Origin of the sequence: Agathobaculum sp. Marseille-P7918, assembly GCF_964248325.1 — a bacterium.
Lineage (GTDB): Bacteria > Bacillota > Clostridia > Oscillospirales > Butyricicoccaceae > Agathobaculum.
This window is the reverse complement of sequence record NZ_CAXTXI010000001.1, coordinates 188,715-213,111: the sequence shown is the minus strand read 5'-3', so window position 1 is coordinate 213,111 and position 24,397 is coordinate 188,715. Positions and strand designations below refer to the sequence as shown.

Sequence of the window (24,397 nt, the reverse complement as noted above, 5' to 3'; positions counted from 1 at the left end):
TTTTCCGGTGCAGTGAAAAAATCCTGCGTCATTTTGACGCAGGATTTTTGTTTTAATGATGCGGATGCTCATTGACAATAACGCAGGCACGCATCATCTGAACAGATAATTCTTTCTCATATCGTGCCGCATATACGCTCATATAAGCAGCACGCTTGGATTTTTCGAGTACCACATATTTTGAAGGAAGATTGGTCAGTGCAAGCGCTTTCATATCAACGATGCAGCGTTGGCAGTGGCATTGCAGCATGTTATCGATATAATACAGCGAGGTTTCTTCGACAAGCTCCTGCAGGACGTTGGTATATTCGACATTCTGTTCTCCGGCAGGGGTGTAAATCTCCTCGGATGGCGCTTGGGGCTGTGGTACTTTTATGGTGGTCCGATCCGGTTCGGAGGACTTGACAGAAGGTGTTACCTCTTCTGGCTGCGGTATTTCCGGAGATGCCTGTTCGGTTTCCGGTTCTGTGGTTGCTTCTATCGTGGCTTCGGGTTCAGAAGCCGTCGTCGCAACAGTTCCCAGATTGTTGTTATTCTCCTCCGCTGACAGCTCTTGCGGCTCGTCTGCAGGGGATGAGGTTGGTTGCGTGGGAGCTTCTGCTTCGCTTAAAGCCTGCAGCAGACCTGATTTAATGTCATCTGAGAGCTGTTGTTCCTTTTCCCGTACGGTTTGCAAGATGGGAACCACAGGCTGTGGCATAGGTGCGGAAGAGGCTTGCGGTTGCGGCTGTTCTGCTGTAGGCGTTTCCGAAGCCGCAGAAGATTCTTCCGGGACAGGTGCGGCAGATGTCGATGCGGCTGTCGCAGCTTTGGATGCCTTCTTGGTTTTTTGTGCGCTGGAGCGAGCTTTTTCCTTGGGCGCTTCCGTTGGCTCTGCTTGCGTTTCCGCAGATGCAGCCGGGGCGGTCGACTGTTCGGGTTCGACTGGCGTTGCGTCGTTGGGGGTTGCAATCAGGTTGAGCACGCGTGCAGTTTTGTTACTACGTTTTGATGCCATTTTTTAACTTTCCTTCCGTGGTTTAGGATTTATCAGCAAGGATTTCGTCTACAAGGGCAACGAAATCCATAGCGGGCTTACAATTGGGGGAATAGGAAACGATGCTTTCTCCGTGTGCGGGCGCCTCTGCTACCATCACGCTTTGACGAATTTTGGCCGTAAAAACCTTCGTGTCAAGCTGCTGGGCGATTTGCTGGGAAAGTTCGAGCACGTCACGGTTTAGGTTCAGGCGAGCGTTGAATTTATTCAGCAGGATGCCGATGACCTTAAGGCTAGGGTTGTAATATTGCCGGACGGTTTCGATGGTTTCCTTAATTTGCGTTACGCCTAGCAGGCTGAGAATTTCGGGCGCCATTGGAATAATGAGCTTGTCCGCAGTAACATAAGCGTTGACGGTCAAAAGATTGAGAGCAGGGGGAGTATCAATAATGATATAGTCATAGCGGTCGGAAACCAGCGACAGCTCGGTTTTGAGCATGTACTCGCGTCCGGGTTTGTTGCATTCCAACTCAACACCGGATAGTAAAATGTTGGAGGCAAGGAGGTCTCCGTAGGTTACGGTGCAAATGGCCTGATCGATGGGAATTTGTTTCTTGAACACTTCATACATGGTGTGTACGTTTTCGATGTCCACTCCTAGGCTGAAACCAAGATTGCCCTGCGGGTCGAGGTCAACGCCAAGCACTTTATATCCGCGTTCGGAAAGCGATGTGATGAGCGCGGCTGCTGTGGTCGTTTTTCCCACGCCGCCTTTCTGGTTGGTAATGGCAATGATTTCCGCCATAGAAAACACTTCCTTATCTGAAAAAAATCTGAATATTCTCTTATGTTTAGTATACTACATGTCGAAATAAAAACATAGAATAAAATTTTTTTATCGCATATTTTCTTTTCGTCAATTCCTGTTGGCGAATAACAGTTATTTGGAAGGAGCGATTGATATGGCAGTCAGTAATGTGAGTAGCAGCAGCAGTTCTTCCAGCATCTATGGAAACCGCAATGTAATCAGTGGTCTTGCAAGCGGCATGGATACCGAATCCATGATCGAAAATATGGTCATGGGCATCAAGAACAAAATCGACACACAGAAGCAGAATCAGCAGATCCTCCTGTGGCAGCAGGAGGCTTATCGAAGCATCAGCGATCAGCTCGTGCAGATTTCCAACAAGTATACTTCGTATACTTCGTCGACCAACCTGATGAGTTCGGCGTTTTTTCAGCCCAGCATCATTACGTCTCTGGGTAAAAATGCGGACATGATTTCTGCCTCCGGCAGTACGAACAGTGATATTCAAATCAGCAAAGTAGAAAACTTGGCGAAAACAGAAACCGTCAGCTTCTCCGGACTCAATGGTGTTACAAATGCAGACAGCATTAATGGAACAAAAACCGTCGACCTCAAGGGTGATGTACAGGTCAGCAACTTTGCTGGTCAGCAGATGTCGTTTGAGTATGGTAACAAAACATTTACCATTACATTTGACAGCGACCGTGAGTACAACTCGCTTGATGATGTGGCGGATGAAATCAATAAGCAGCTTGGTAATGCATCTATCACCCTGTCCGATGGATCAAGCATTAAGATGAATTCCAAAATTAAAGCGTCGGTTTCCGCTGACAACAAACTGGAGCTCAGCTTTGTCGATGGCACCAAGGAGACTAACACGCTGGAACTCAAGGGTTATTCTTCCAAGTCTGTATTGGAAGCATTGAATTTGAGTGGAGGCAGCAAGATAACAGGAGATGAGGTGCTGGCTTCCAGTCAGGCAGTAGATGATGCCAAAGACTTGACAACGACGAAATCTGCAGGCGAAGTACTGGCTGGCGCAACCATGAACGTGACCTATAACGGCACAACAGTAGCCATTAAGATGCCGGCGGAGGGCACAGACGAGTATAAAGCCATTTTTGGTGAGGGTGTGACAGACGCAGGCGAGCAGATGCAGAAATATCTGCAAACCCAGTTTGATCAAGCATTTGGATATAATCGTATCACAGTTAAGGGTGGGTCTGGGAATGACTTTAAGCCGGAATTTGTACTCAACTCCAGCAGTGATACTCTTTCCATTAATTCTGGTACGCTGAATGTCGTTGGTAAGGGCGGTATCTTTGGCATCGACCGTGGTGCGTCCAACCGCGTCAATACTGGCAAAACACTTGGTGATTTGTTTGGTACGGTTGACGAAGTGCAAGCAGATGGTTCCAAAATTACTAAGATCGCACGCCAATATTTTGAACCTGTGGGCACAGATGACAATGGGAATGCCACATACGCTTTGGAAATCAACGGTGTACGAATTGGTGAAGAGTATACGGCAGATACTACGCTGGAAACTATTCTCAGTGACATTAACAGCAATGAAAAAGCAGGCGTTAAGGTCAGTTATTCATCAACAGCTAATCAGTTCGTTTTTACCTCAAAGCATGGTGGTGAAGGCGGAAAGATTGAGATTGGAAATGATTTAACAAACGGAGCAGGTGGAACAAATCTGGCAGCAAGTTTGTTTGGATCAGTAACGTACGATAAAAGTCAAGACGGTAAGTTGACTGGTTTTACTGTTGTTCGAGACGGTGAAACGGCTAAGTTTAATGCAGACGGAGAAGTGACGGAGGTAAATGGAACTCCTGCTTCTGATAAAAATGTGTCTTCAGTGAATATCATCAAGGGTCAGGATGCCCAGATGGAAGCGTATATTAACGGCGTAAAGACCACCCTGACCAGTGGCACAAACACTTTCGATATCGATGGATTCAAGGTCACCGCGAATGGCACATTTGAGGCGACCAACGAGAGCGAGCGCGTCACGTTCGATAAAAAGGTTGATGCGGATAAGATTGTCGATGCGGTCAAGAGTTTTGTTGAGGATTATAACAAGGTTCTTGCGGAAATCAACGAACAGTATTCGACTCAGCCGGATCATAAAAATGAATATAAGCCTCTGACCGATGATCAGAAGGCGGATATGACCGAGAAGCAGATCGAGGAGTATGAGACCAAGGCGAAGGAAGGTTTGCTGTTTGGTGACAACGATCTGGGAGGCTTATCTAATGGCCTGCGCTTTGTTTTCTCCAATCTGGATTTGGATGCGATCGGTGTAAGTGTATCCACCAGCTATTCGGATAAGGGCAAGATCACACTGGATGAGACGAAGCTCCGCTCTGCGCTGGCCAGCGATCCGGATGCGGTTGCAGAGGCGTTTACAGCGCCGCTGGAACAGAAGCAGGTTACCAATTCGGATGGTACCACTTCGTGGGTTGATGACACTTCTTCGGGTGGTGCAATGTCTCGGCTGAAGGTGCAGCTCGATAAATATGCGGCGACAACCGGTGCCACCAAGGGTATTCTGATCGAAAAGGCTGGTTCGCAGTATTCTCCGATGGCGTTGCTGCAGAATACGCTGCAGGATAAGATCGACAGCTATGATGATGTGATTGATACCCTGACCGATCAGCTGAATGATAAAATTGATTTTTATACCTCGAAATTCAGTAAATTGGAAGCTTTGATCGCCCAGATGAACTCGCAAAGTTCCTATTTGATGAGTATGGGTGGCAGTAGCTATTGACACGGGGTGTAAAATAGAAAGGACGGGGTAATTCGGCTATGGATATGCATGGCTACCAACAATACAAAGCACAGTCGATCAATACAATGACTCCCGGCGAGCTGCTGATGCTGCTGTATGATGAATTGATTAAGCGTTTGACCCGTGCGGAAATCGCGCTGAAGAACCAAAATTATGAGGTTTTTGATGAATCAATTATCCGCTGTCGGGAAATCCTAAGGTATCTGGATGACACGCTTGATATGCAGTATCCGATTAGTCATGATCTGCACCGTCTGTACGATTTCTTCTCTTACGAGCTAAGCCGCGTACAGGTGGGACGGAACGAGAAGGTTCTGGCCGAAGTAAAGCCCCGATTGACCGACCTGCGGGACACATTCCGACAGGCACAGAAGGCGGGCGGCGTATGAATGAGCAGTGGATGAAGCTGCTGGTACAACTCAGAAAGCGTTATACGGCCCTGACAGAGACACTTGATTTAACCATGCAGATGGGAGAGGCGCTGGACAGAAATGACCGCACCTCTTTCGGCATGCTGTTGGCCATGCGTCAGGAGCCTGTGCTCCGTATGCAGGAACTCGACGGCAATATCCGGCGCATTGTGGAAATTGATGCGCCGGATATTGAAGCACGTTGGCGTGCTTTGGTTCGTGGGGATGCTCCACAGAACGCGGATGAGCAGATGGTAGTAAATCAAATGCAGCAGAACAAGCGCGTGATTGAACGTTTGGTACCGATTGACAGTAGAATCAATCAGGTGCTCAGTGAAAGAAAGTCATAGCGTGAGAAAAAAAAGCTGGACAAAACGAATAGGATTATGCTTTATGGCGGTTGTCTTTATCGGTGGAGCCGAGTTGGCAGCCTGCTATTGGCTTGACCCGCCGATTTTCCATAAGATCGTAGATCCGGTCGTGGAGAAATCGGGTGATTTGTGGCGCTTTGGAAGCGATCAGGTGCGGGTAGCTGTTGACGGTGTGAAAGAACGCATCGCAGAACGCAGCGCGCTGCGGCAGGAGCAGATTGAATCCCAGCGGGCAGGCGAGCCGGCAATACCGGACGGCGGCGTGACGATCGAAGATCCTGCAATCACCGAGCTGGTGATTCGGGATGGCCAGGAGGTGCTGACGGGCGGATCGGTTTCGATTGCGTATTTTGCGCAGAGTGATCCGGCATGGAAGGATCAGCCCTATGGCTCCGATCGCGTCGGCCCGTATGGCTGCGGCCCGACCGCGATGGCGATGGCGGTAAAAAGCTTGACCGGCGCGGATATGGATCCAAAGCAAATGGCCAGCTGGTGTAGTCAAAATGGATATTGGGCTGCCGGAAGCGGGTCATATCACAGCATTGTGCGTGGCGTGGCCAATGCCTTTGGGCTGGAGTGCTCTTCTCCGAGTTCTATGACACCGGAGGATCTGCGCACACAGCTTTCTGGTGGCCGTATTGCGGTTGCTTTGATGAGCGCCGGACATTTTACCAGTGGGGGACATTTTATCTTGTTGCGTGGCGTGACACTGGATGGCAATATTTTGGTTGCTGATCCGAACAGCAGGGCGCGCAGTTTGCAGGAGTGGGATGCATCAATTATTTTAAATGAATTGAGTTCCAGCAAAACGGCAGGTGCACCGCTCTGGTTTTTATCCAAACAGACAGATTAGCGGCACCTGACCGCTCAAGTAGGAGGTTTACTGTGCCCCAGATAGAAATGCAGCATGTAACCAAATATTTTTCTAATGAGCAAAGACGCTTTGCGGCGATAGATGATGTTTCTCTTTCTATCGACCGCGGAGAGTTCGTTTTCCTCATTGGCAGCAGCGGCGCAGGAAAAACTACATTGCTTCGGTTGCTTGCCAATCAGATTGTGGCGGATGAGGGGAAAATTTGGCTGGATGATGTTGAGCTGACACGAATACGCGGCTGGAGACGGCCGGTATATCGGAGAAATATCGGTCAGGTTTGGCAGGATGCGAGCCTGATTCGGAAAAAAACTGTGCGACAAAATTTAGAGCTGGTTCAGCGGGCGCTTGGTGTCAAGTCAAAGGTAATTCCGGAGAATACCCGAAAGGCTTTGTCGATTGTCGGCATGCGCTCCATGGAGGACCGGTATCCATTTGAGTTGTCCGGCGGACAGGTCAAAATGGTGGAGCTGGCACGTGCGATTATCTGTAATCCGCCAATTCTGATTGTGGATGAGATCACTGCGAATCTCGATTATGATACAGGATGGGATATTATGAATATCCTCAATGAGATCAACCGCTGTGGGACCACGGTCATTATGGCAACGCATGCGAAGGATTTTGTGAATATCATGTGCCGCAGGGTGGTTACATTGGTTGCCGGAAAAGTTGCCGGTGACGTTGAAAAGGGCAAATACGGCGAGTTAAGAGCAACGAACCGATTTGAATAAAAATAAATATATAATGAGTTGTTGGGAGGAATTTTTTGGTATGCGACTAAGAGACATGAAAATTAACCACAAGCTAATTTTGGGGTTTGCTATCCCAATTTTTCTATCGCTTGTGCTTTTGATTATTTCTGTAGTGAATACGTTTTCGCTTCGCAACCAGTATGAGAGCTTGATTAATAATGAGGTTGCGTTGCAGGAGCAAGTCTTGACCAGCCGAATTGAGATCAATACAGCTGCTCGCTATGCTCGTGATATGGTTCTGGATACGGAAAAGACGAATTATAACGAAAATGAGTCTAATCTGAATGAGGCATTAGCGGGACTTGACAGTGCGCATGAGTATGTTTCGGATCATTACACGTTGGGAGACGGAAAAGACGCTACGTACATATCAGCCGTTACCGCATGGGAGAATATTGTTCCTGAGATCACCAGCGCGCTGCAGAAGGATGATTTTGAGCAAGCAAAGTCCATTCTGGTAAATGAGTGTACGCCGGCACTGAATGCGCAGCAACAAGCGGCGGAGGATCTTTCCAATTCGATTTCAACAAAGATTTCGCAAACGGTTTCTGAACAGCAGCAATCAGTTACTCGTATGTTTATCATTATGGCCGTTTTGCTGATTGTTTTTTTGATTCTGGTGGTAGTTTTTGCGGTTAATCTGATTCATTCGATTACCAGACCGCTGGATGAGACGCGCGAAGCATTGGTTGAGATCAGCAAGGGTAATTTGAGCCACAGACTTACATATGAGTCGAAGGATGAAATCGGTGAAATGGCAGATGCACTGCGTTCCAGCCAACAGGTGCTTGAGTCGGCATGCCATGAAATCACACGAATCACTTCTGCAATGGTAAATAGTGATTTCAGTGTGACAAGTGAAGTGGATTTGCCGGGATCTTTCCATGGCATTTCGGTAGCGCTTACACAGTTAACCTCGCAGATGCAGCGGATGATTTCCAATGTGAAATCTTCGATTGAGCAAGTATCTGCAGGCGCGGAACAGGTATCGACCGGTGCACAGTCCTTGGCGCAGGGTGCTACCGAGCAGGCAAGTGCGGTCGAGCAGTTGTCTGCTACTATCAATGATATTGCAACTGCGGCGCGCAAGAATGCAGCGGCTGCACAGTCGGCAAAGGAGAATGCTGACGCTGCGGGTTCTCAGAACTCGGAGAGCCAGCAGCAGATGACTCTGATGATTCAGGCGATGAACGAAATTACTTCTACATCGCAGGAAATCAGCAAAATTATCAAGACTATCGAAGATATTGCATTCCAGACCAACATTCTGGCGCTCAATGCGGCTGTAGAAGCAGCGCGCGCTGGCTCCGCAGGCAAGGGCTTTGCGGTCGTTGCGGATGAGGTTCGGAATCTGGCATCCAAATCTGCGGAGGCAGCTAAGAATACCACTGCTCTGATCGAAAATTCCATTAAGGCGGTTGAGAATGGTTCCAGCATTGCGCATGCAGCGGCAGAATCCATTACTTCCAGCACGGAGCTGACCAGCAAGGCGGTTGAGAAGATTACTCAGATCGCTGATGCAGCAGAGCGTGAATCCGAGTCTATCGAGCAGATCACGCAGGGCATTGATCAGATCGCAACAGTGGTGCAGACGAATTCTGCAACCAGCGAGGAATCTGCGGCGGCAAGTGAAGAGTTGTCCTCTCAGGCTAATATGCTGCGTCAGATATTCTCTTCTTTCCGTGTTGGCGCAAGCGATGAAGTTCCGGCAGCAGCACCGGCACCGTCATATGACTATCAGGCGCCCGCCACTTCGGCATATGACAGCAATGTCCCCACTTCTGTAAACAGCGGCAGCTTTCATGCAGGAGGTACTTCCCCCGTATCGGGGGATAGGTTTCCAGTCGGGCATAGCACCTCGTTCGCAAGCTTCGACGATCCGGGTAAGTACTAAGAGATACGAAGTTACCCCTGATTTGGAAACGGGCAACGATTTGATTGATTCCGAGCATCGTATGCTGTTTGATGCAATCAATGATTTGATGGATGCATGCAGCTCCGGCCAAGGCCGCAATAAGATTGGTGAAACGGCAGACTTCCTGGCGGATTATGTTGATAAGCATTTTGCAGATGAGGAAGATTTGCAGCGTAAGAATCATTATCCCCACTATCAGCCGCATCATAATTTCCATGTAAATTATAAGCAGAAGATTCGGGAGTTGGCCAATAGCATTCGTGCGGATGGTCCGAGTGTAAAGAGCTTGGGCGGAATTAATACGCAGGCAAGCGTCTTGATCAATCATATTCGTCATGAAGATAAACGCTTGGCAGCTTTTTTGAAGAACGGAACTGAGTGATGAGCCGTTTTTTGCCAAATTTAGCTTGGTAAGAGAAATGTTAATATGAATGTGTAGGAGGTTGACGGTGTACAGCCTGAGATTGTGGGTTGAACAGCGCTGGTGCAGCGCTGGTTCGCGCTCAGGCTGTATACTGTGGCTCTCCAACGTATTCCGACCTTGTCTGATTCACGTCTCCATATCGCGTCAATAGCGCATGAGTGGGAGGCGTGATTTGCGTATGATACTGTTGGAGACAGGTATCTTAAGTTTAAATGGGAGGTAGTACGTTGAGTGCGCTCACGCAAGAAGAGATTCAGAATGTCTTGGATCAGGTAATGCAGGATATGACTAAGCGTATTGGTGGAATTTGCCTTCGGAAGCGGGATGCCATACTTTCCAACGATATGTGTACGGTATATACCACCTTTGAAGGAAGCTACCACGGCACTTTGATATTATGTGCAGACACCACATTTTTGGTTCGTCTGGCGCGCTATGTCATGCAGGAAGATACAGTGGATCCAAATGATTTTGAGGACCTTGTTAAAGAATATTTCAATATAATCTGCGGACAGATCGTTGCTGGATTGTATCGCATTTCGCATTGTCCTTCCCGCTTTCGCATTCCTGTGTTTTATATGGGACGCTATATTCCTATAGAGGATGGAGGGACGCAGGGCGTCATCAATTATGCGAGCGATCACAACGAAGGAGCACAACTAATTCATCAACTGATTTCTGCATAGGTGTATATATTTGCAGATGAATCTTGAAAAGGAGCTGTACAATATGTCAAAGAGAGTCATGGTAGTAGACGATTCTCGTATCGTTCAGTTGCAACTAAAAAAGATTTTGGCAGATACAGATTACCAAATCGTTGCATTTTGTCAAAGCGGTGAAGAAGCTCTGGAGAAATATAGCGAAGTCCAGCCGGATTTAGTGACAATGGATATTTTGATGCCGGGCATCGATGGATTGGAAACCGCGCGTCAGCTGCTGAAAGCATATCCGAATGCCCGAATTTTGATGGTTTCCTCGCTTGCATACGATGACACTATCAACGAAGCAAACGATGTGGGCGTGAAGGGCTTTGTTTATAAGCCGTTTGAGCGCAGCCAGATTCTGGAATCGATGTCGAACGTGTTCCGTGATGTGTAAATAAGAGACAGAATTGGTCTATATGTTGATTTGTGCGCTCTGTATCAAAGCAGAGCGCACAAAACTAACAAAAAATATATTAATAAAATGCGCATAATGCCAAATTTCATAAAAAATAAAATTTTGGCTTATTTATTTTTGCGTATAACCGATGATATGAATGTAAGTTAAAACCCCGGCATTGTGCAGGGGAAATGCATTTCCAGCTTTCAAACGGGGTGTAACTGTCTCGTCTGAAATAGAACAACTATTCACCAAATGGACCGTAAGCAAAAGGATTTGCTTCGGACGGATTCTGTAAAGGAGTAGTGAATCATGAGAATCCAACATAACATTATGGCAATGAATGCCTACCGCAATTACTCGAACAACACTTCGGCTCTGTCTAAGAACCTCGAGAAGCTGTCTTCCGGTTACAAGATCAACCGCGCTGGCGACGACGCGGCTGGCCTGGCAATTTCCGAGAAGATGCGTGCGCAGATCACCGGCTTGGAGACCGCGCAGAAGAATGCTAAGGACGGCATCTCCCTTGTGCAGACCGCTGAAGGTGCGCTGACCGAAGTACATGACATGCTCAACCGTATGGTCGAGCTGGCTAACCAGTCCGCTAACGGCACCTACGACAACGAAACCGACCGTTTGCAGCTGCAGAAGGAAGTTTCCCAGTTGCAGGAAGAAATCGATCGTATTGCTGACTCCTCGAACTTCAACGGCATCAAGTTGCTGGACGGTTCTCTGGCTGGCAAGTCGGAAGTTGACAATGTAGCAATGGACGCCAGCACCGCAGTAAAGGGTATTTACACTACGGCAAATACCGCTGCAACAAGCGCCTTGACTAATTTGTCTACCGATGATATCGGCAAGACGCTGGACTACACGGTCACCTGGAAGGATGCTAACGGCACCGAGCAGACCACGACCGTTAAGTTGACCTATCAGGGCGATGGCACTGGCATTGATAACACGGCTGTTACCAAGAACTACTTCACCGATGTGAACGGTAACAAGTATTATCTGCAGACTGGCGGCACTTTGGCTCAGACGCAGGTACAGAACGCAATTGTTTCCAGCTTGAAGGCTGATAAGGTGTTCTCCGAGAACTTCGATATTGCTACTGATAATCAGGCTATCAAGTTTACTTCCAAGCTGGAAGGTACGGCAGGTGCGCAGATCGTTGGTATTGGTGTCAGTGAGACGACCAGCATGACCACTGGTTTTGCTGGCACCATGGCGGGCGATGTTACTCGCACTCAGGAGGCATATGATTCCCTGCAGAAGTTCAACGCTGCTAATCTTCAGGTTGGTGCGTCGGCTGACAAGCTGGAAGACTTGGAGAAGAAGATTTTCGAGCTTGATGGCAACAAGTTCCTGGTTGCAAACGGTTTGACCAACGACCAGATCAAGGGCCTTGGCGACGATGTTACCATTATTGATATTGGTCAAGGTACTGTTGGTGCTACTCAGGCTGAGAAGATTGCAGCTGAGATCACCCGCGTAACTGGCATGGAGACCATGGCCAACAAGACGATTGCCACGGCTAACATTGCAGATACCGATATCGTCTTTACCAAGGATAAGTTGAACCTGAATGGTAATGAGCTGACCCTGCAGATCGGCGATACCTCGGATTCGTTCAACCAGCTGAGCGTGAAGATTCAGGATATGCATGCATCTTCTCTTGGCATTGATGCCATTGACATCAGCACGCAGGACGGCGCACAGGCTGCAGTTGACGTAATCAAGAATGCGATCAACATCGTATCTGATGTTCGTGGTACTCTGGGTGCTACGCAGAATCGTCTGGATCACACCATCAACAACCTGTCCGTCATGACGGAGAACATTCAGGATGCTGAGTCCACCATCCGCGACACCGATGTTGCCGACGAGATGATGGCTTACACCAAGAACAACATCCTCGTTCAGTCTGCTCAGGCAATGCTGGCGCAGGCAAATCAGGTTCCGCAGGGCGTTCTGCAGCTGTTGCAGTAATCTGGAATACCCATTTTCCTAGCATACGACGGGGCGGGCAATTACCCGCCCCGTTTTTTTCTTTTTCAAGCCTATCGGAAAAGGCTTAATTTTAGAAGCCCTTTCCCATGGGCTCGGAAAATCAGCGAAAGGAGTTTTGCTCCATGGCAAAAAAAGCACCCGTGCTTTCCATTGGCATGATCGTAAAAAATGAGGAAAAAAAGCTGGAACGGTGTTTGTGCGCTTTGCAGCCGTTGCGCGATGCGATTCCCTGTGAATTGCTCATCGCGGATACCGGCTCAACCGACAATACTCACGCGATTGCAGAGCGGTATGCTGATACTGTTTTGGATGTTGAATGGACCAATGACTTCTCTGCCGCCCGCAATGCTGTGATGGATATTGCCTGTGGAGACTGGTATTTAACTGTGGATGCCGATGAATATCTGGATGATGCAACGGAACTCGTTCAGTTTTTGACTGGTCCTCACGCTAAAAAGACCGATATAGCCACGGTGGTGATTCGTAGCTATACACAGAGCGATCCAGATGGGGATGCCAGTCTCTTTTCTGCTGTCAGGCTGCTTCGCACGGCTCTCGGCTTGCGTTATGAGGGTAAAATCCACGAACGGTGGAATATCACCACTGGTATGAAATGGCACCATTTAGCACATACGATTTTTAATCATGACGGATATTTTTATAGGACAGAGCAAGAGCACATCAACAAAGCACGACGGAACCTTACGTTGTTGAAGGACGAATTAAAAGAGGATCCGGAAGATAGTATGCTGATTCTTCAGTGTATGGAATCGAGCGGTCCTCTTGTGCAAGAAGCAGTGGAATATTCACATCGTGGCATGGAACTTATCCAACGGGAACCGCGTATTCCGTATTGGGATGTCGTCGCTGGTCCGATTTGCCGAAAAGCCGTCAACTTCGCTGCGCGATATCAAATGCCGGAATGGGATGACTGGATGACATGGGGCGAGAAAAACCTGTCCGATTCTCCTTTTATCCGGGTAGACGTGGCGTATTATCGGTTGTGCTGGTTGCATCATAAGAAAAAATATGAGCAGGTTCCATCTGCTGCTGACCGTTTCTGTGCTGCTTGGCAAGAATATCATGACGGGAAATATGGGCCGGAAGAATTCATGATGTCGTCACTATATTACACTAGTTCGCGTTATATCTCTTTTGCGAAGGCATTTAAAGCACGGGCATATCTGGCTTTGGGTAGGGATGATGAGGCACTTTGTCTGTTGCAAGAGGTGAATTTAAACCATGCCCTCCCTGACTTGTTGGAAGCTTGGCTGGATGCAATGGAATGTGCCGCGGATCTGCCGGATGCTTCGACGATTACAGCCAAACAACTTGCTGGTTTGATGCTTGATACGCAGGATTCCACCCGGACAAGCCGCCAAACACTGTACTCCCGCATAGCTGCAGCTTTTTTGCCCAGTCGTCAGGATGCCGGTTGGCGGATCTATACAGATTTGGATAGTGATCAGGGCCGCGGTGCGCGATTGTTTGCTACGGACAAGGCTACACAGGCACAGAGTATTCTGGAGCAGATCCAGAATTGGGGCGAGATTCCGCCTACCGTATTGGCGCATGTCTGGCAGATTGGTGCGTCTTTACCGTCACATTTCTATGAGCAGAGTTCAGAAGAATTGCATGACACAACGGTACGCCTTGCCGAATATGATGCGAACTTTGCGGCTCATACGCTTATCCAGCTGCATCAAACTCGTGATATTGCTGATTTTTCAATTCTGTCTTTCGATTTCCAGCTTGTCATTGCAGCTTTGCAGAAGGGATCGGCTGAGGAGGGTCAGTTTCGCGCATTATGTATCTGGTTTGGACGAATTGGAGAAAATTATCTGCAAAATATGTACCATCCTGATCGCTTGCAAGACGAACAGAGCATTCGGTTTCTGCCGGCGCTGCATCGCTTTACTTGGTATTTTCTTTTAGCAAAGACGGCAGCGACGCAGGGGGATGCGACGACTTGCGTTCATGCGCTGCGGCAAAGCTTGGTGCAGGCACCCATAATGAAAAACATGGTGGAGACATTGCTTCCTATGGTCGAGAATAATAGTTTTCCGACTGAGTTTGCTGCTGCATCGCCAGAATTGTTAGAATTGGCTGATAAAATTCGAAGCATTCTGCAACAATATCCGGCTGATGATCCTGTGGTACAGGCGATAAAGCAAAGTGATGCTTACAAAAAAGTAGCTTATCTCATTGAGGATCCGGATACGATGTGGATCATCTAAAAAGGAGTCGTTCACATGAGAGTTGTTATTTTGGCTGGCGGACTAGGCACTCGCATCAGCGAGGAAAGCCACTTAAAACCCAAGCCTATGATTGCCATCGGCGATCAGCCTATCCTGTGGCATATCATGAAGTACTATTCCGAATTCGGATTCAACGATTTTATTATCTGCTGCGGATATAAGGGCTATGTGATCAAAGAATATTTTGCAGATTACTATCTGCATCGCTCGGATGTGACATTTGACTTCGCAGCGGAAAATCGAATGACTGTTCACAGCAACGTAGCAGAACCGTGGCGTGTTACAATTGTTGACACAGGGCTAAATACCCAAACAGGGGCGCGTATCAAACGAGTTCAAAAGTATATTGGGGATGAACCATTTATGTTGACCTATGGCGATGGGGTAAGCAACGTGGATTTGAATGCGCTGTTGGCTCAGCATCGGCAAAGCGGAAAAGTTGTTACGCTTACCGGCATTCAACCCGGTGGCCGTTTTGGTGTGTTGGATTTAGATGAGGGTAGCAATACGGTAATTGGTTTTCGAGAAAAGGCCAAGGAGGACGGCGGCTGGATCAATGGCGGTTTTATGGTCGCACAGCCAGAGTTGTTTCGTTATTTGAGCACGGATGAATCCTGTATTCTGGAGCGAATGCCGTTGGAAACGCTTGCGAAAGAAGGCAGGTTGGGCATCTATAAACATAATCAGTTTTGGCAGTGTATGGACACGCAACGCGATAAAGGACATCTGGAGTCTTTGTGGTATACGAAAGCTGCTCCATGGAAAATTTGGACAGACTAATCGAAACAATAAGACTTGCTGATACGGAAAGGATGAGGCGAATGAGCGTTTATGTCATAGGAGAGATTGGTATCAATCACAATGGTGATTTAAGTATTGCAAAAAAACTGATTGATATTGCTGCGGATGCGGGATGTGACGCAGTTAAATTTCAAAAACGCACCATTGATAAGGTGTACTCAAAAGAAATGCTGGATTCCCCTAGAGAAAGCCCTTGGGGTCACACGCAGCGTGCTCAAAAAGAGGGCTTGGAGTTCGGAAAAGAAGCGTATGATGTTATTGACGCATATTGCCGTGAAAAAGGACTGGATTGGTCTGCTTCTGCGTGGGATGTGGACTCTCAGCTTTTTTTGCAGCAGTATGATTTGCGTTTCAACAAAGTTGCGTCTGCGATGCTGACAAATGATGAATTGCTGGAGACGATTGCTACTGAAAAGCGATATACCTATATTTCCACCGGTATGTCTACTATGGCTGAAATTGACCATGCCGTGGATATTTTTCGCAAGCATGCATGTCCGTTTTCTCTGATGCATTGCAATAGCACCTATCCTATGGCAGAAACAGATGCCAATCTTCGGATGATTTCCGTGCTGAAAGAAAAATATCATTGTGATATTGGTTATAGTGGGCATGAAACTGGGATTCTGGTCAGTTTGTTGGCTGTTGCTGCCGGTGCAACATCGATCGAACGGCATATCACACTGGACCGTTCTATGTATGGTTCTGATCAGAAGGCATCCATTGAGCCTGATGAATTAAAGGATTTGGTTCAGAAAATTCGTTTGACGGAAGCTATTTTGGGATCCGGAAATAAAACGTTGTCAGAGGCGGAACTGGCAGTTAGAAAAAAGCTGAGGGGTTAAATCATGATCAAGCTGGTAGTCTTTGATATTGACGGCGTGTTGACTGATGGCTCAATCCAAGTGGATAGTCGGGGAAATGAGCAGAAGCGTATCAATCTGAAAGATATTGATGCGGTCTATGAGCTAAAACGGCATGGTTTTTTGCTGGCAGCGATCACAGGTGAAAATTCTCCCATTGTTTCTTATTTTAAGAAGCGTTTTCCGTGGGATTATTTTTTCTGCGGTTGCAAAAATAAGGCAGAAATGTTAAAACAATTGATATGCAGCTTGAATCTGAGCCGTGAATCCGTTGCCTATATCGGGGATGGTAAGTATGATATTGAAGTACTTCCTTATGCTGGATTATCTTTTTGTCCTGCGGATGCAGTGAAAGAGGCTCAGTTAGCTGCTGACATCGTATTGTCCCGAAAAGGTGGAGAAGGCTGTGCGTGGGAAATGTTCGAGATCCTGCAGAATTATAATACGCCGGATTCCGGACAGCGTTTTTTCCTAAATCGATTGGAGGAGCACCGTCTACTCTTTCACAAAATGGCATCTGACCGTATGTTGATGGATCGTATGTTGCAATTAGCACAGCAGACTGTTTCCTGCATCCAGCAGGGTGGGCAGATTTTTTTATGTGGCAACGGTGGAAGTGCTGCGGATGCGCAGCATATTGCTACGGAATTTATTGGACGGTTTTATCAGGAAAGGGCCGCTTTGAATGCGGAAGCATTGTCTGTCAACACATCTACGCTGACTGCCATTGGAAATGATTACGGATTTGAGCAGGTTTTTGTTCGACAGTTAGAGGCTAAGGCACATGAAAACGATGTGGTGATCGGTTTGACTACCAGCGGACGCTCAGCCAATGTTCTGCAGGCATTGCGGTATGCTAGGGAAAATGGGATGCTGTCTGTGGCCTTTGCTGGTGCAGAGGAGCCGCGTGAGTTGCAGGAAGCTGCGCAGCTGATTATTCATGCACCGTCTAAAATAACACCACGTATTCAAGAATCTCACATCTTTTTTGGACATTTATTAGCTGAATACGTAGAAGCAACATTATTTCCGCAGGAGTAATCATCACATGAAACTATCTGATTATGTTATACAGTTTTTAAAAGACAAAGGAGTGGATCAATGTTTTCTACTCCCGGGTGGCGGTGCCATGCATTTGGTGGACTCTGTGGGGCGAAATGAGCTCCCATATGTGTGCTTTCAGCATGAACAAGGTGCGGCGATCGCAGCGGAAGCTTATGGGCAGCATCAAAACCGGCCAGCACTGTTGCTGGTTACATCCGGTCCGGGGGCAACCAATGCCATCACCGGTGTGACAGCTGGTTGGATAGACTCCACCCCCATGTTTGTGATTTCTGGACAGGCAAAACGTTCCGATCTGATCGGCGATACCGGTGTGCGTCAGATCGGTTCTCAGGAAGTGCAGACCATTGATATGGTACGCTCTATTACGAAATATGCAGTAGAAGTCATGGAGCCCAAAGAGATTCGCTATCATTTGGAGCGAGCCTGGCATGAAGCGACTTCCAATCGTCCGGGGCCGGTATGGCTGTCCATACCGCTGGATGTTCAAGGCGCACAGATAGAAGAAAATGATCTGTGCGGCTTTTCTGTGCCTGTTCTCGCATATGTAGACCTTGCGGATACGGCTGAGCGTTGTGTTCAGTTGTTGAAAGAAAGCCGCAAGCCATTGCTGTTGGCGGGCAACGGCATTAAACTCTCCGGTGCAGAAGATGCGTTATTTGCGTTGTTGCAGCAGTTGCCCATTCCAGTGCAAACGACTTGGAAGTCCATTGACCTGATGGGAGAAGATCATCCTCTATATGTTGGGCACCCAGGCATTATGGGAGACCGAGGTGCGAATTTAATTTTGCAGGAAGCTGACCTGCTTCTGTCGGTTGGCAGTCGGTTGGATACCAGTTTAACTGCATTTGATGAGCCGCATTTCGCCAAATATGCCAAGCGCATTATTGTAGATATCGACTCCAATGAGTTGAACCGGATGCATATGGAAAAAGAGATCGCATTGGCCATAGATGCTGGTGCATTTTTAAAGGCGCTATGTGATGCTTGGGCAAAAACGGCAGCCACCTCTGAGATCACAGCAAGCTGGTCTGCTTGGTTGTCACATGCCAAGCAGTTGCGAGCAAAATATCCTGTTGTTACAGAAGAGCATCGGAAGAAAGCCCAGTATGTCAGTCCGTATTATTTCACTGAATTGCTGTGCCAAAAATTGGATGCGCGGGATGTTATCGTGCCTGAAAGCTCAGGTGGAGCCGGGGAAATTACCTATCAGGCATTTCAGCTAAAACATGGACAGAAAATGAAAAATGCTGCAGGTCTTGGTTCTATGGGATTTGGCTTGCCGTATGCTATTGGCTCGTGTATTGCGAATCATGGCCACCGCACGATTTTAATCAATGGTGACGGGGCGTTTCAGCTCAATATTCAGGAGCTGGAAACATTGCACCGCCTAAACCTTCCAGTTAAAATGTTTATCTGGTGCAATGACGGATATGGCAGTATTCGTAATATGCAGAATAACAACTTCGGCATGTGTGTGGCCAGCGGCCCGGATAGCGGCTATACGGTGCCGGATGTGTGTGCTGTTGCTAGGGCCTATGGCTTTTCGACTTATACAGTACACCATAATCATGAACTCGTGGATCAGTTGCCTGCAATTTTGGAGGAAGAAGGTCCAAGTCTGTGCGCGGTATGGGTAGATCCGGAAGAAACGGTTTCTCCCCGCGTCAAGGCTTTTCCGCAGCCGGATGGAAGCATGAAGTCCGGCGCATTGGAAGATATGTGGCCAAAGATATAATATATGTACGCTTATATGAGGTGATAAAGTGTCTCAGGCGAGGTTAAGAGCTCCCAGTGGTAATCGGATGATTTTAGCAGATCATGTTCCTCTGGATAAGCCACTGTGCATTCGTATTGAACCAACACAAGTTTGCAATTTTCGATGTGAATTTTGTCCTGTTTCATTAAAGTGCTTTCGAGAACACAACAATCATGGTTTCATGAGTTTTGATCTTTTTCAAAACGTCATTATGGACATTAAGAAATCTTTTGGTTGTGTAAAAAATATTATGCTTGTCGGTATGGGTGAATCTTTATTGCATTCGCGTATTATTGATATGGTTCAGATGATTGTACGCGAAAAGGTTTCGGAGAGTGTTGAAATCACAACAAATGGTTCTATGTTGACACATGACATGAGTGAGGCTCTTTGCCAGTCGAATCTATCTTTACTAAGAATTTCTGTTAATGGACTTTCTGTTGCAGATTATAAAAAGCATTGTGGAATATCACTGGATTTTGATGAGTATGTTTCGAATATCCGGCATTTGTATTCGGTTCGAAAAAATACTAAGATATATGTTAAAATAATCAATTATATGGTGCAAACAGATGAACAATACCAACGGTTCTTGAATATATTTAGTCCGATTTGTGATATGATTAGTGTTGAGAACCTGATTGAAGGAGATAGTCGTATTGATTATCATAAAATAGCTGGAGACAATATTTCTTTTGCACAGACACAGTCTAATACAGATTTGCTGGAGACAAAAATATGCACGATGCCATACTATACATTGCAAATCAGTTGTGATGGTAGCGTTTATCCGTGCTGTACACCAGGAGTGAAGCAGATAGGAGATATAAATGATATCTCAATAGGAGAAATCTGGAAAAAAGAAGCAATTGCATTTCAAAAATTGATGCTGGATGGAGTGCAGAATATCACGTTTTGTAACCAATGCGTGTCCATGCAATATCGTGTATATCCAGAGGACGCTTTAGATTTATCTGTAGATAAATTAAAAGTGAAATATGGGATTTAAATAAATTATAGATATAGAGGTGCATCATATGACATTCCTTCAGTTGGAAAAAAATATTATGAATGCAAGGAATTTGTTTGATGAGTTTGTTGAGAATATTAGAGAATCTAACAAAAAAATTTTCTTGTTTGGAGCGGGGCTATGCGGTCGAAGCTATCTCAAAATATTTCAAAGAAAGAATATTCCATTGGAAGGAATCATTGATAACTATAAAACTTCATTAGATGGGCATCCGGTTTTACGATTTGAGACAATTGTATCAAATTATAACATAGAAGATTGCGTTATCGTAATTACTGCGCCTGGGTCAGAGGATCAAATACGAAAGCAAGTATTATCTGTATTTCCACACGAGCAGGTATTTACTTTTGCCATCACCAGATATGTGATAGGTGACGAAAACGAAGCGTTTGAAACAATGAAGTTTTTTCAAAAAAATATCTTCTTTTTGTCAGTGTTGTATGAAAACTTTGAAGATTATTTGTCTAAAAAAGTGTTTTGCAATGTTTTAATAGGGCGGGTTACTGCGGACAAGCAATTATTTGCGAGTGTGAAGAGCGGTGATTTCTATTATCCTCCGGAAATTATCAAGTTAGATTCGAAAGAGATTTTAGTTGAACTTGGCTCTAATAATGGAGATACATTACGTGATTTTATATCGCGTTGTCCAAAGTTTAAAAAAGTATATTGTTTTGAACCAGATAAAGCATGCTTGACAACTTTACGAAGCATTTCTAATCATTATCCAGATCGGATTATAATTATTCCGAAAATAGCATGGAATAAAAAATGCAAATTGGGATTTTTTGATAATGGTGGCGACAGCACGTCGTATGTTTGTGAGGATTTAGAATCCGCAGGTGCTCTGATAGATGCAAGTAGTGTAGATGTGGAAATAAATGAGCCAGTTACCTTTATCAAAATGGATATTGAGGGGGCTGAATTGCAGGCGCTTCACGGCGCAGAAAATCATATTAAGCAGTTTAAGCCCAAGCTTGCTATCAGCGTATATCATAAAAGGGATGATCTAGTTAAGATTCCGCAGTATCTTCTTTCGATTAGGCCAGATTATAGATTATATTTGCGTCATCATGGAAATGATGATACAGATACGGTTCTATATGCGATATAATTTTATGCTGGGTTTATGATAATGAAAGGGAATGTTATGCTACGTTTTGGAAATTTGAAAATAGTGGGATTGCCTGATAGTTCCGGAGAATTAGAGTCTAGAATCACTAATATCGGCGATTTTGCACAATTGATTGCAATTGATGAACTGTATCATTCATTGGGGATTTCTAATATTATTAATATTGATTTAAGTAATACCGAAAAAGAATGGGAAAAGGTACTTCCATATACCATTTTACCCATTAATTATTTATATGCTACTAATACAATGTATGATCGATTATTGAATTTATCAGATCATATCATTCCTGTTTATTTAGGACTCTCAATTATGTATCCAGCGATGATTTCTGATGAGCAAGTTAATTACTTAAAGCGTCATGAGCCTATAGGTTGTCGTGATGAGCGGACCATGAATTTCCTTCGTGGAAAGGGAGTTAATGCTTATTTATATGGATGTATCGTCGCTACGTTGCCTAAATCAGAGGTTCCAATTGAGCAAAGAAATGTAGTTTATTTTATAGATGTCCCGTCTAGTATCGTGACATATATTCCATCAAATATATATTCAAAAATTAAGTTTGTTGATCATGAAAAATATGAATATACTTCCTTTTCTCAATTTGAAGAGCTAAAAATCGAAGCAAGAGAGCGAATAGAAGAATATCGCAATAATGCAAAGTTAATTGTCACATCAAGGTTTCATGCTGCTGTATTGGGATTGGCACTGGGAATTCCTACTATTGTTGTTTTAGAAAATAATTTTTTTAAGTGGAGTTGGATTTCAAAATATTTAAGAGTCTATACTCCGGATATTTTTTGTGATATTGATTGGGAATGTGATGCGGTAGATTTTGAACCTGTGAAGCATCAAATGCTCAAAATTGCCAAGAAAAGGATTATAGATACATGTGAAAAATATAATGAATTATATTCGATGAGTATGATTCAAGAAAATCCATTCCGAAGTGATGAACCTAATTTGTTGTACTATACAGATGCTTTAAATAAAATTGACAGGATTTGGAGTGTTGAGCCACAATCAGAATACATTTTGTGGGGTGATTCAGATAATGCAAAAAAAATTTATGCATATATCAAAAAAAAATATCCGATGGTAAAACTAAGAGCAATATATGATATGTATAAAATTAATTATGTTACTTATGCTCAAATGGCAACAATATGCCCCTCAAAAGAAATATTTTTACGTGACAAAGAAATTTTTACGATAGTTACCTCAAACACCGCAAAGAAAGTGGCAATAGATTTTTTTAATTCTATATCAAAAAATCCTCAAAAATATATTATTTGCGATTTGAATTTTTTAACTTATGAAAAATTGCAGTTATATGCTCAATCCAAAAATAAGTACTATAAAGCGAATTTAGAATAGGGTTTTGTAATGGATTCAACAATGGTAATCGAAATTCTGCATCTCATCCAAACAATGGAAGAAATGTGTTTTCATTTTTGTGATAGCGCTGAAAAAAATAATTTTAAAGATTTTGCGCAAAATTATCAGGATATGAGAGAAGGACTTTCGGCGCTAATACGGATAGCAAATTCAATCCAGGATAAATCGGACGGAGTTAAAAAGCTATCAAATGGGTGCAAATCTTCTTTAGCTTCTTTAGTTGAAATATATTCTTGTTATGGTAAAAGAAGAGAATATTGCATAAAGAAAATTGAATTTGAACTTCTTCCTCTACTCCAAGAGGTGTATTTACAATTTTATATTTATCAATACCTAGCAAAACACGAGACTGAGTTTGAGGAATATGAAAAAACCAAACGGTCGATATTGTGTGGGAATTTTTATATTGATGAGGCAATACAGCAGAAATGCTATAAATATGATATTTCAATTGTTGTTTTGGCTTATAATAAATTGGAATATACGCGCCAATGTGTAGAAAGTCTTCTCAATAATTTACCCAAATCTTTGCGCTATGAATTAATTTTTGTAAATCATGGTTCGTCTGATGGAACGAAAGAATATTTTTCTGGTAAATCTCCGGACAAACAGTTAGATATATCAGTCAATGGCGGTGGAGTAGGTGCGTTTTGTCGTATTGTTGAGGGAGAATTTACCCTGATGATCAGTAATGATGTTATTGTAGGTCCACATGCAATTGAAAATCTTTATGCATGCATTAGTTCCGATCCGACAATTGCGTGGGTTGTTTCTACGACACCCAATATCAGTAATTTACAGTCGATCCCAACTAATTATAATACGATGCATGAATTCCATGAGTTTGCCGCACAGAACAATCGCTCAGATTCGTTTCGTTGGGAGCAACGTGTCAGGTTATGTAATCCAATTGATATACGTCGAAATTCTGTGTTTTATTCTTCGTCGGGTTTATGTATGAACGGACGGTTTCATTCCTTCGGAGCGAATTCTTTTCCAGATGATCGAACTTCTTTGCTTCTCCGACGAAAAGGTTATAAAATGATGCTAGCTAAGGATGCATACTGTCATCATTTTGGTTCAGTAACTTTAAAAAGCGAAGTTCAAAAGCATGGTGAACTAGATTATTACCTCAACGGTCGAAAAGAATTCTATCGTGCCTATGGAGTGGATCCATGGGGAACTGGTTGTTGCTTTGCTGTGCCTTTTATGAGACGAGTCGTGGGAAATGAAACTGCTCATGTAGATATTTTAGGGATTAACTGTGGAATGGGAGCCAATTCTCTTAAAATCAAAGAACAATTGAAAGAGTATTGTCATAATTTGGATGTCACATTGTATAATATTACAGATCGTGCACAGTTTGTCTCTGATTTAAATGGCGTAAGTGATCAGACTAATATGGTTTGCGGTCTAAAACAGTTAAAAAAATACTTGGGACAAAGAAAATACCAGTACATTGTTTGGGAAGATGAATTTTTGTCGGCGACTTCTTCAAAAGAATTGATTGCTCTCTTGAAGTCGGCTTTGTCCTCTGGTGGCAGCTTGTTTTTCAAGCAAAATAGTCAAAATGTTCAGTTTATGGACTGTTTTGTAGGGAGCAATCCATTAGGAAGCGATTGGTTTGCTTATCAGCAAAAAGGGTTTTGATGG

The 24,397-nt window shown here is 44.8% G+C and carries 21 protein-coding genes; 19 read left to right on the top strand and 2 right to left on the bottom strand.

Features of this window, described 5'->3' with window-relative positions; genetic code table 11:
- Window positions 1-52: 52 nt before the first annotated feature.
- On the bottom strand, window positions 53-997 hold the full coding sequence (locus ACESSO_RS01015) for a late competence development ComFB family protein (protein ID WP_373163187.1): 945 nt from the start codon (window positions 995-997) through the stop codon (window positions 53-55).
- Window positions 998-1,019: 22 nt separating this feature from the next.
- Window positions 1,020-1,781, bottom strand: a complete 762-nt coding sequence (locus ACESSO_RS01010) for a ParA family protein (protein ID WP_373163186.1) — start codon at window positions 1,779-1,781, stop codon at window positions 1,020-1,022.
- Between the two features lie 157 nt (window positions 1,782-1,938).
- Here ACESSO_RS01010 and fliD point away from each other — a divergent pair, with 157 nt between their 5' ends.
- The 19 genes from fliD to ACESSO_RS00915 all read left to right on the top strand — a co-directional run bounded on the left by fliD (window position 1,939) and on the right by ACESSO_RS00915 (window position 24,394).
- Window positions 1,939-4,563 (top strand): flagellar filament capping protein FliD, encoded by a 2,625-nt coding sequence (gene fliD / locus ACESSO_RS01005; RefSeq protein WP_373163185.1) that lies wholly within the window; start codon window positions 1,939-1,941, stop codon window positions 4,561-4,563.
- Window positions 4,564-4,601: 38 nt separating this feature from the next.
- A complete protein-coding gene (gene fliS / locus ACESSO_RS01000) occupies window positions 4,602-4,973 on the top strand; it encodes a flagellar export chaperone FliS (protein ID WP_373163184.1) in 372 nt (123 codons plus the stop codon).
- A complete protein-coding gene (locus ACESSO_RS00995) occupies window positions 4,970-5,344 on the top strand; it encodes a hypothetical protein (RefSeq protein ID WP_373163183.1) in 375 nt (124 codons plus the stop codon). The genes fliS and ACESSO_RS00995 overlap by 4 nt, the downstream gene beginning before the upstream one ends.
- A 43-nt stretch (window positions 5,345-5,387) precedes the next feature.
- Window positions 5,388-6,218, top strand: coding sequence for a C39 family peptidase (locus tag ACESSO_RS00990; RefSeq protein ID WP_373163182.1), 831 nt, complete (start codon window positions 5,388-5,390; stop codon window positions 6,216-6,218).
- Window positions 6,219-6,250: 32 nt separating this feature from the next.
- Window positions 6,251-6,970: a cell division ATP-binding protein FtsE gene (locus ACESSO_RS00985; protein WP_373163181.1), complete on the top strand. Its 720-nt coding sequence runs from the start codon at window positions 6,251-6,253 to the stop codon at window positions 6,968-6,970.
- A gap of 40 nt (window positions 6,971-7,010) precedes the next feature.
- Window positions 7,011-8,885 (top strand): methyl-accepting chemotaxis protein, encoded by a 1,875-nt coding sequence (locus ACESSO_RS00980; RefSeq protein ID WP_373163180.1) that lies wholly within the window; start codon window positions 7,011-7,013, stop codon window positions 8,883-8,885.
- A gap of 22 nt (window positions 8,886-8,907) precedes the next feature.
- Window positions 8,908-9,288, top strand: coding sequence for a bacteriohemerythrin (locus ACESSO_RS00975; protein WP_373163179.1), 381 nt, complete (start codon window positions 8,908-8,910; stop codon window positions 9,286-9,288).
- Window positions 9,289-9,557: 269 nt separating this feature from the next.
- Complete coding sequence (locus tag ACESSO_RS00970; protein WP_373163178.1) at window positions 9,558-10,016, top strand: chemotaxis protein CheX; 459 nt, start codon at window positions 9,558-9,560, stop codon at window positions 10,014-10,016.
- A gap of 43 nt (window positions 10,017-10,059) precedes the next feature.
- Window positions 10,060-10,428 (top strand): response regulator, encoded by a 369-nt coding sequence (locus tag ACESSO_RS00965; RefSeq protein ID WP_373163176.1) that lies wholly within the window; start codon window positions 10,060-10,062, stop codon window positions 10,426-10,428.
- 315 nt (window positions 10,429-10,743) lie between these two features.
- The gene (locus ACESSO_RS00960; protein ID WP_373163175.1) at window positions 10,744-12,420 is read left to right on the top strand and encodes a flagellin; all 1,677 of its coding nucleotides are present in this window, start codon (window positions 10,744-10,746) and stop codon (window positions 12,418-12,420) included.
- 143 nt (window positions 12,421-12,563) lie between these two features.
- Window positions 12,564-14,678, top strand: a complete 2,115-nt coding sequence (locus ACESSO_RS00955; protein ID WP_373163174.1) for a glycosyltransferase — start codon at window positions 12,564-12,566, stop codon at window positions 14,676-14,678.
- Window positions 14,679-14,693: 15 nt separating this feature from the next.
- Window positions 14,694-15,479 carry a glucose-1-phosphate cytidylyltransferase gene (gene rfbF / locus ACESSO_RS00950; RefSeq protein WP_373163173.1) on the top strand — a complete coding sequence of 262 codons (786 nt, stop codon included), beginning with the start codon at window positions 14,694-14,696 and terminating at the stop codon, window positions 15,477-15,479.
- Window positions 15,480-15,520: 41 nt separating this feature from the next.
- On the top strand, window positions 15,521-16,345 hold the full coding sequence (locus ACESSO_RS00945) for an N-acetylneuraminate synthase family protein (RefSeq protein ID WP_373163172.1): 825 nt from the start codon (window positions 15,521-15,523) through the stop codon (window positions 16,343-16,345).
- A gap of 3 nt (window positions 16,346-16,348) precedes the next feature.
- Entirely contained in the window at window positions 16,349-17,404 is a 1,056-nt protein-coding gene (locus ACESSO_RS00940) for an SIS domain-containing protein (protein ID WP_373163170.1), read from the top strand.
- 7 nt (window positions 17,405-17,411) lie between these two features.
- Window positions 17,412-19,163: a thiamine pyrophosphate-binding protein gene (locus tag ACESSO_RS00935; RefSeq protein ID WP_373163169.1), complete on the top strand. Its 1,752-nt coding sequence runs from the start codon at window positions 17,412-17,414 to the stop codon at window positions 19,161-19,163.
- Window positions 19,164-19,230: 67 nt separating this feature from the next.
- Entirely contained in the window at window positions 19,231-20,193 is a 963-nt protein-coding gene (locus ACESSO_RS00930; protein WP_373163168.1) for a radical SAM/SPASM domain-containing protein, read from the top strand.
- Between the two features lie 28 nt (window positions 20,194-20,221).
- On the top strand, window positions 20,222-21,325 hold the full coding sequence (locus tag ACESSO_RS00925) for an FkbM family methyltransferase (protein ID WP_373163167.1): 1,104 nt from the start codon (window positions 20,222-20,224) through the stop codon (window positions 21,323-21,325).
- Window positions 21,326-21,340: 15 nt separating this feature from the next.
- Complete coding sequence (locus tag ACESSO_RS00920; protein WP_373163165.1) at window positions 21,341-22,723, top strand: polysaccharide pyruvyl transferase family protein; 1,383 nt, start codon at window positions 21,341-21,343, stop codon at window positions 22,721-22,723.
- Window positions 22,724-22,732: 9 nt separating this feature from the next.
- Window positions 22,733-24,394 (top strand): glycosyltransferase family 2 protein, encoded by a 1,662-nt coding sequence (locus tag ACESSO_RS00915; protein WP_373163163.1) that lies wholly within the window; start codon window positions 22,733-22,735, stop codon window positions 24,392-24,394.
- Window positions 24,395-24,397 lie beyond the last annotated feature (3 nt).

What these genes read in the sequence shown, in the direction of transcription:
- ACESSO_RS01015 (WP_373163187.1), bottom strand. Translation starts at nt 997, where the DNA reads ATGGCATCAAAACGTAGTAACAAAACTGCACGCGTGCTCAACCTGATT.
- ACESSO_RS01010 (WP_373163186.1), bottom strand. Translation starts at nt 1,781, where the DNA reads ATGGCGGAAATCATTGCCATTACCAACCAGAAAGGCGGCGTGGGAAAA.
- fliD (WP_373163185.1), top strand. Translation starts at nt 1,939, where the DNA reads ATGGCAGTCAGTAATGTGAGTAGCAGCAGCAGTTCTTCCAGCATCTAT.
- fliS (WP_373163184.1), top strand. Translation starts at nt 4,602, where the DNA reads ATGGATATGCATGGCTACCAACAATACAAAGCACAGTCGATCAATACA.
- ACESSO_RS00995 (WP_373163183.1), top strand. Translation starts at nt 4,970, where the DNA reads ATGAATGAGCAGTGGATGAAGCTGCTGGTACAACTCAGAAAGCGTTAT.
- ACESSO_RS00990 (WP_373163182.1), top strand. Translation starts at nt 5,388, where the DNA reads ATGGCGGTTGTCTTTATCGGTGGAGCCGAGTTGGCAGCCTGCTATTGG.
- ACESSO_RS00980 (WP_373163180.1), top strand. Translation starts at nt 7,011, where the DNA reads ATGCGACTAAGAGACATGAAAATTAACCACAAGCTAATTTTGGGGTTT.
- ACESSO_RS00965 (WP_373163176.1), top strand. Translation starts at nt 10,060, where the DNA reads ATGTCAAAGAGAGTCATGGTAGTAGACGATTCTCGTATCGTTCAGTTG.
- ACESSO_RS00960 (WP_373163175.1), top strand. Translation starts at nt 10,744, where the DNA reads ATGAGAATCCAACATAACATTATGGCAATGAATGCCTACCGCAATTAC.
- ACESSO_RS00955 (WP_373163174.1), top strand. Translation starts at nt 12,564, where the DNA reads ATGGCAAAAAAAGCACCCGTGCTTTCCATTGGCATGATCGTAAAAAAT.
- rfbF (WP_373163173.1), top strand. Translation starts at nt 14,694, where the DNA reads ATGAGAGTTGTTATTTTGGCTGGCGGACTAGGCACTCGCATCAGCGAG.
- ACESSO_RS00945 (WP_373163172.1), top strand. Translation starts at nt 15,521, where the DNA reads ATGAGCGTTTATGTCATAGGAGAGATTGGTATCAATCACAATGGTGAT.
- ACESSO_RS00940 (WP_373163170.1), top strand. Translation starts at nt 16,349, where the DNA reads ATGATCAAGCTGGTAGTCTTTGATATTGACGGCGTGTTGACTGATGGC.
- ACESSO_RS00935 (WP_373163169.1), top strand. Translation starts at nt 17,412, where the DNA reads ATGAAACTATCTGATTATGTTATACAGTTTTTAAAAGACAAAGGAGTG.
- ACESSO_RS00930 (WP_373163168.1), top strand. Translation starts at nt 19,231, where the DNA reads ATGATTTTAGCAGATCATGTTCCTCTGGATAAGCCACTGTGCATTCGT.
- ACESSO_RS00925 (WP_373163167.1), top strand. Translation starts at nt 20,222, where the DNA reads ATGACATTCCTTCAGTTGGAAAAAAATATTATGAATGCAAGGAATTTG.
- ACESSO_RS00920 (WP_373163165.1), top strand. Translation starts at nt 21,341, where the DNA reads ATGATAATGAAAGGGAATGTTATGCTACGTTTTGGAAATTTGAAAATA.
- ACESSO_RS00915 (WP_373163163.1), top strand. Translation starts at nt 22,733, where the DNA reads ATGGATTCAACAATGGTAATCGAAATTCTGCATCTCATCCAAACAATG.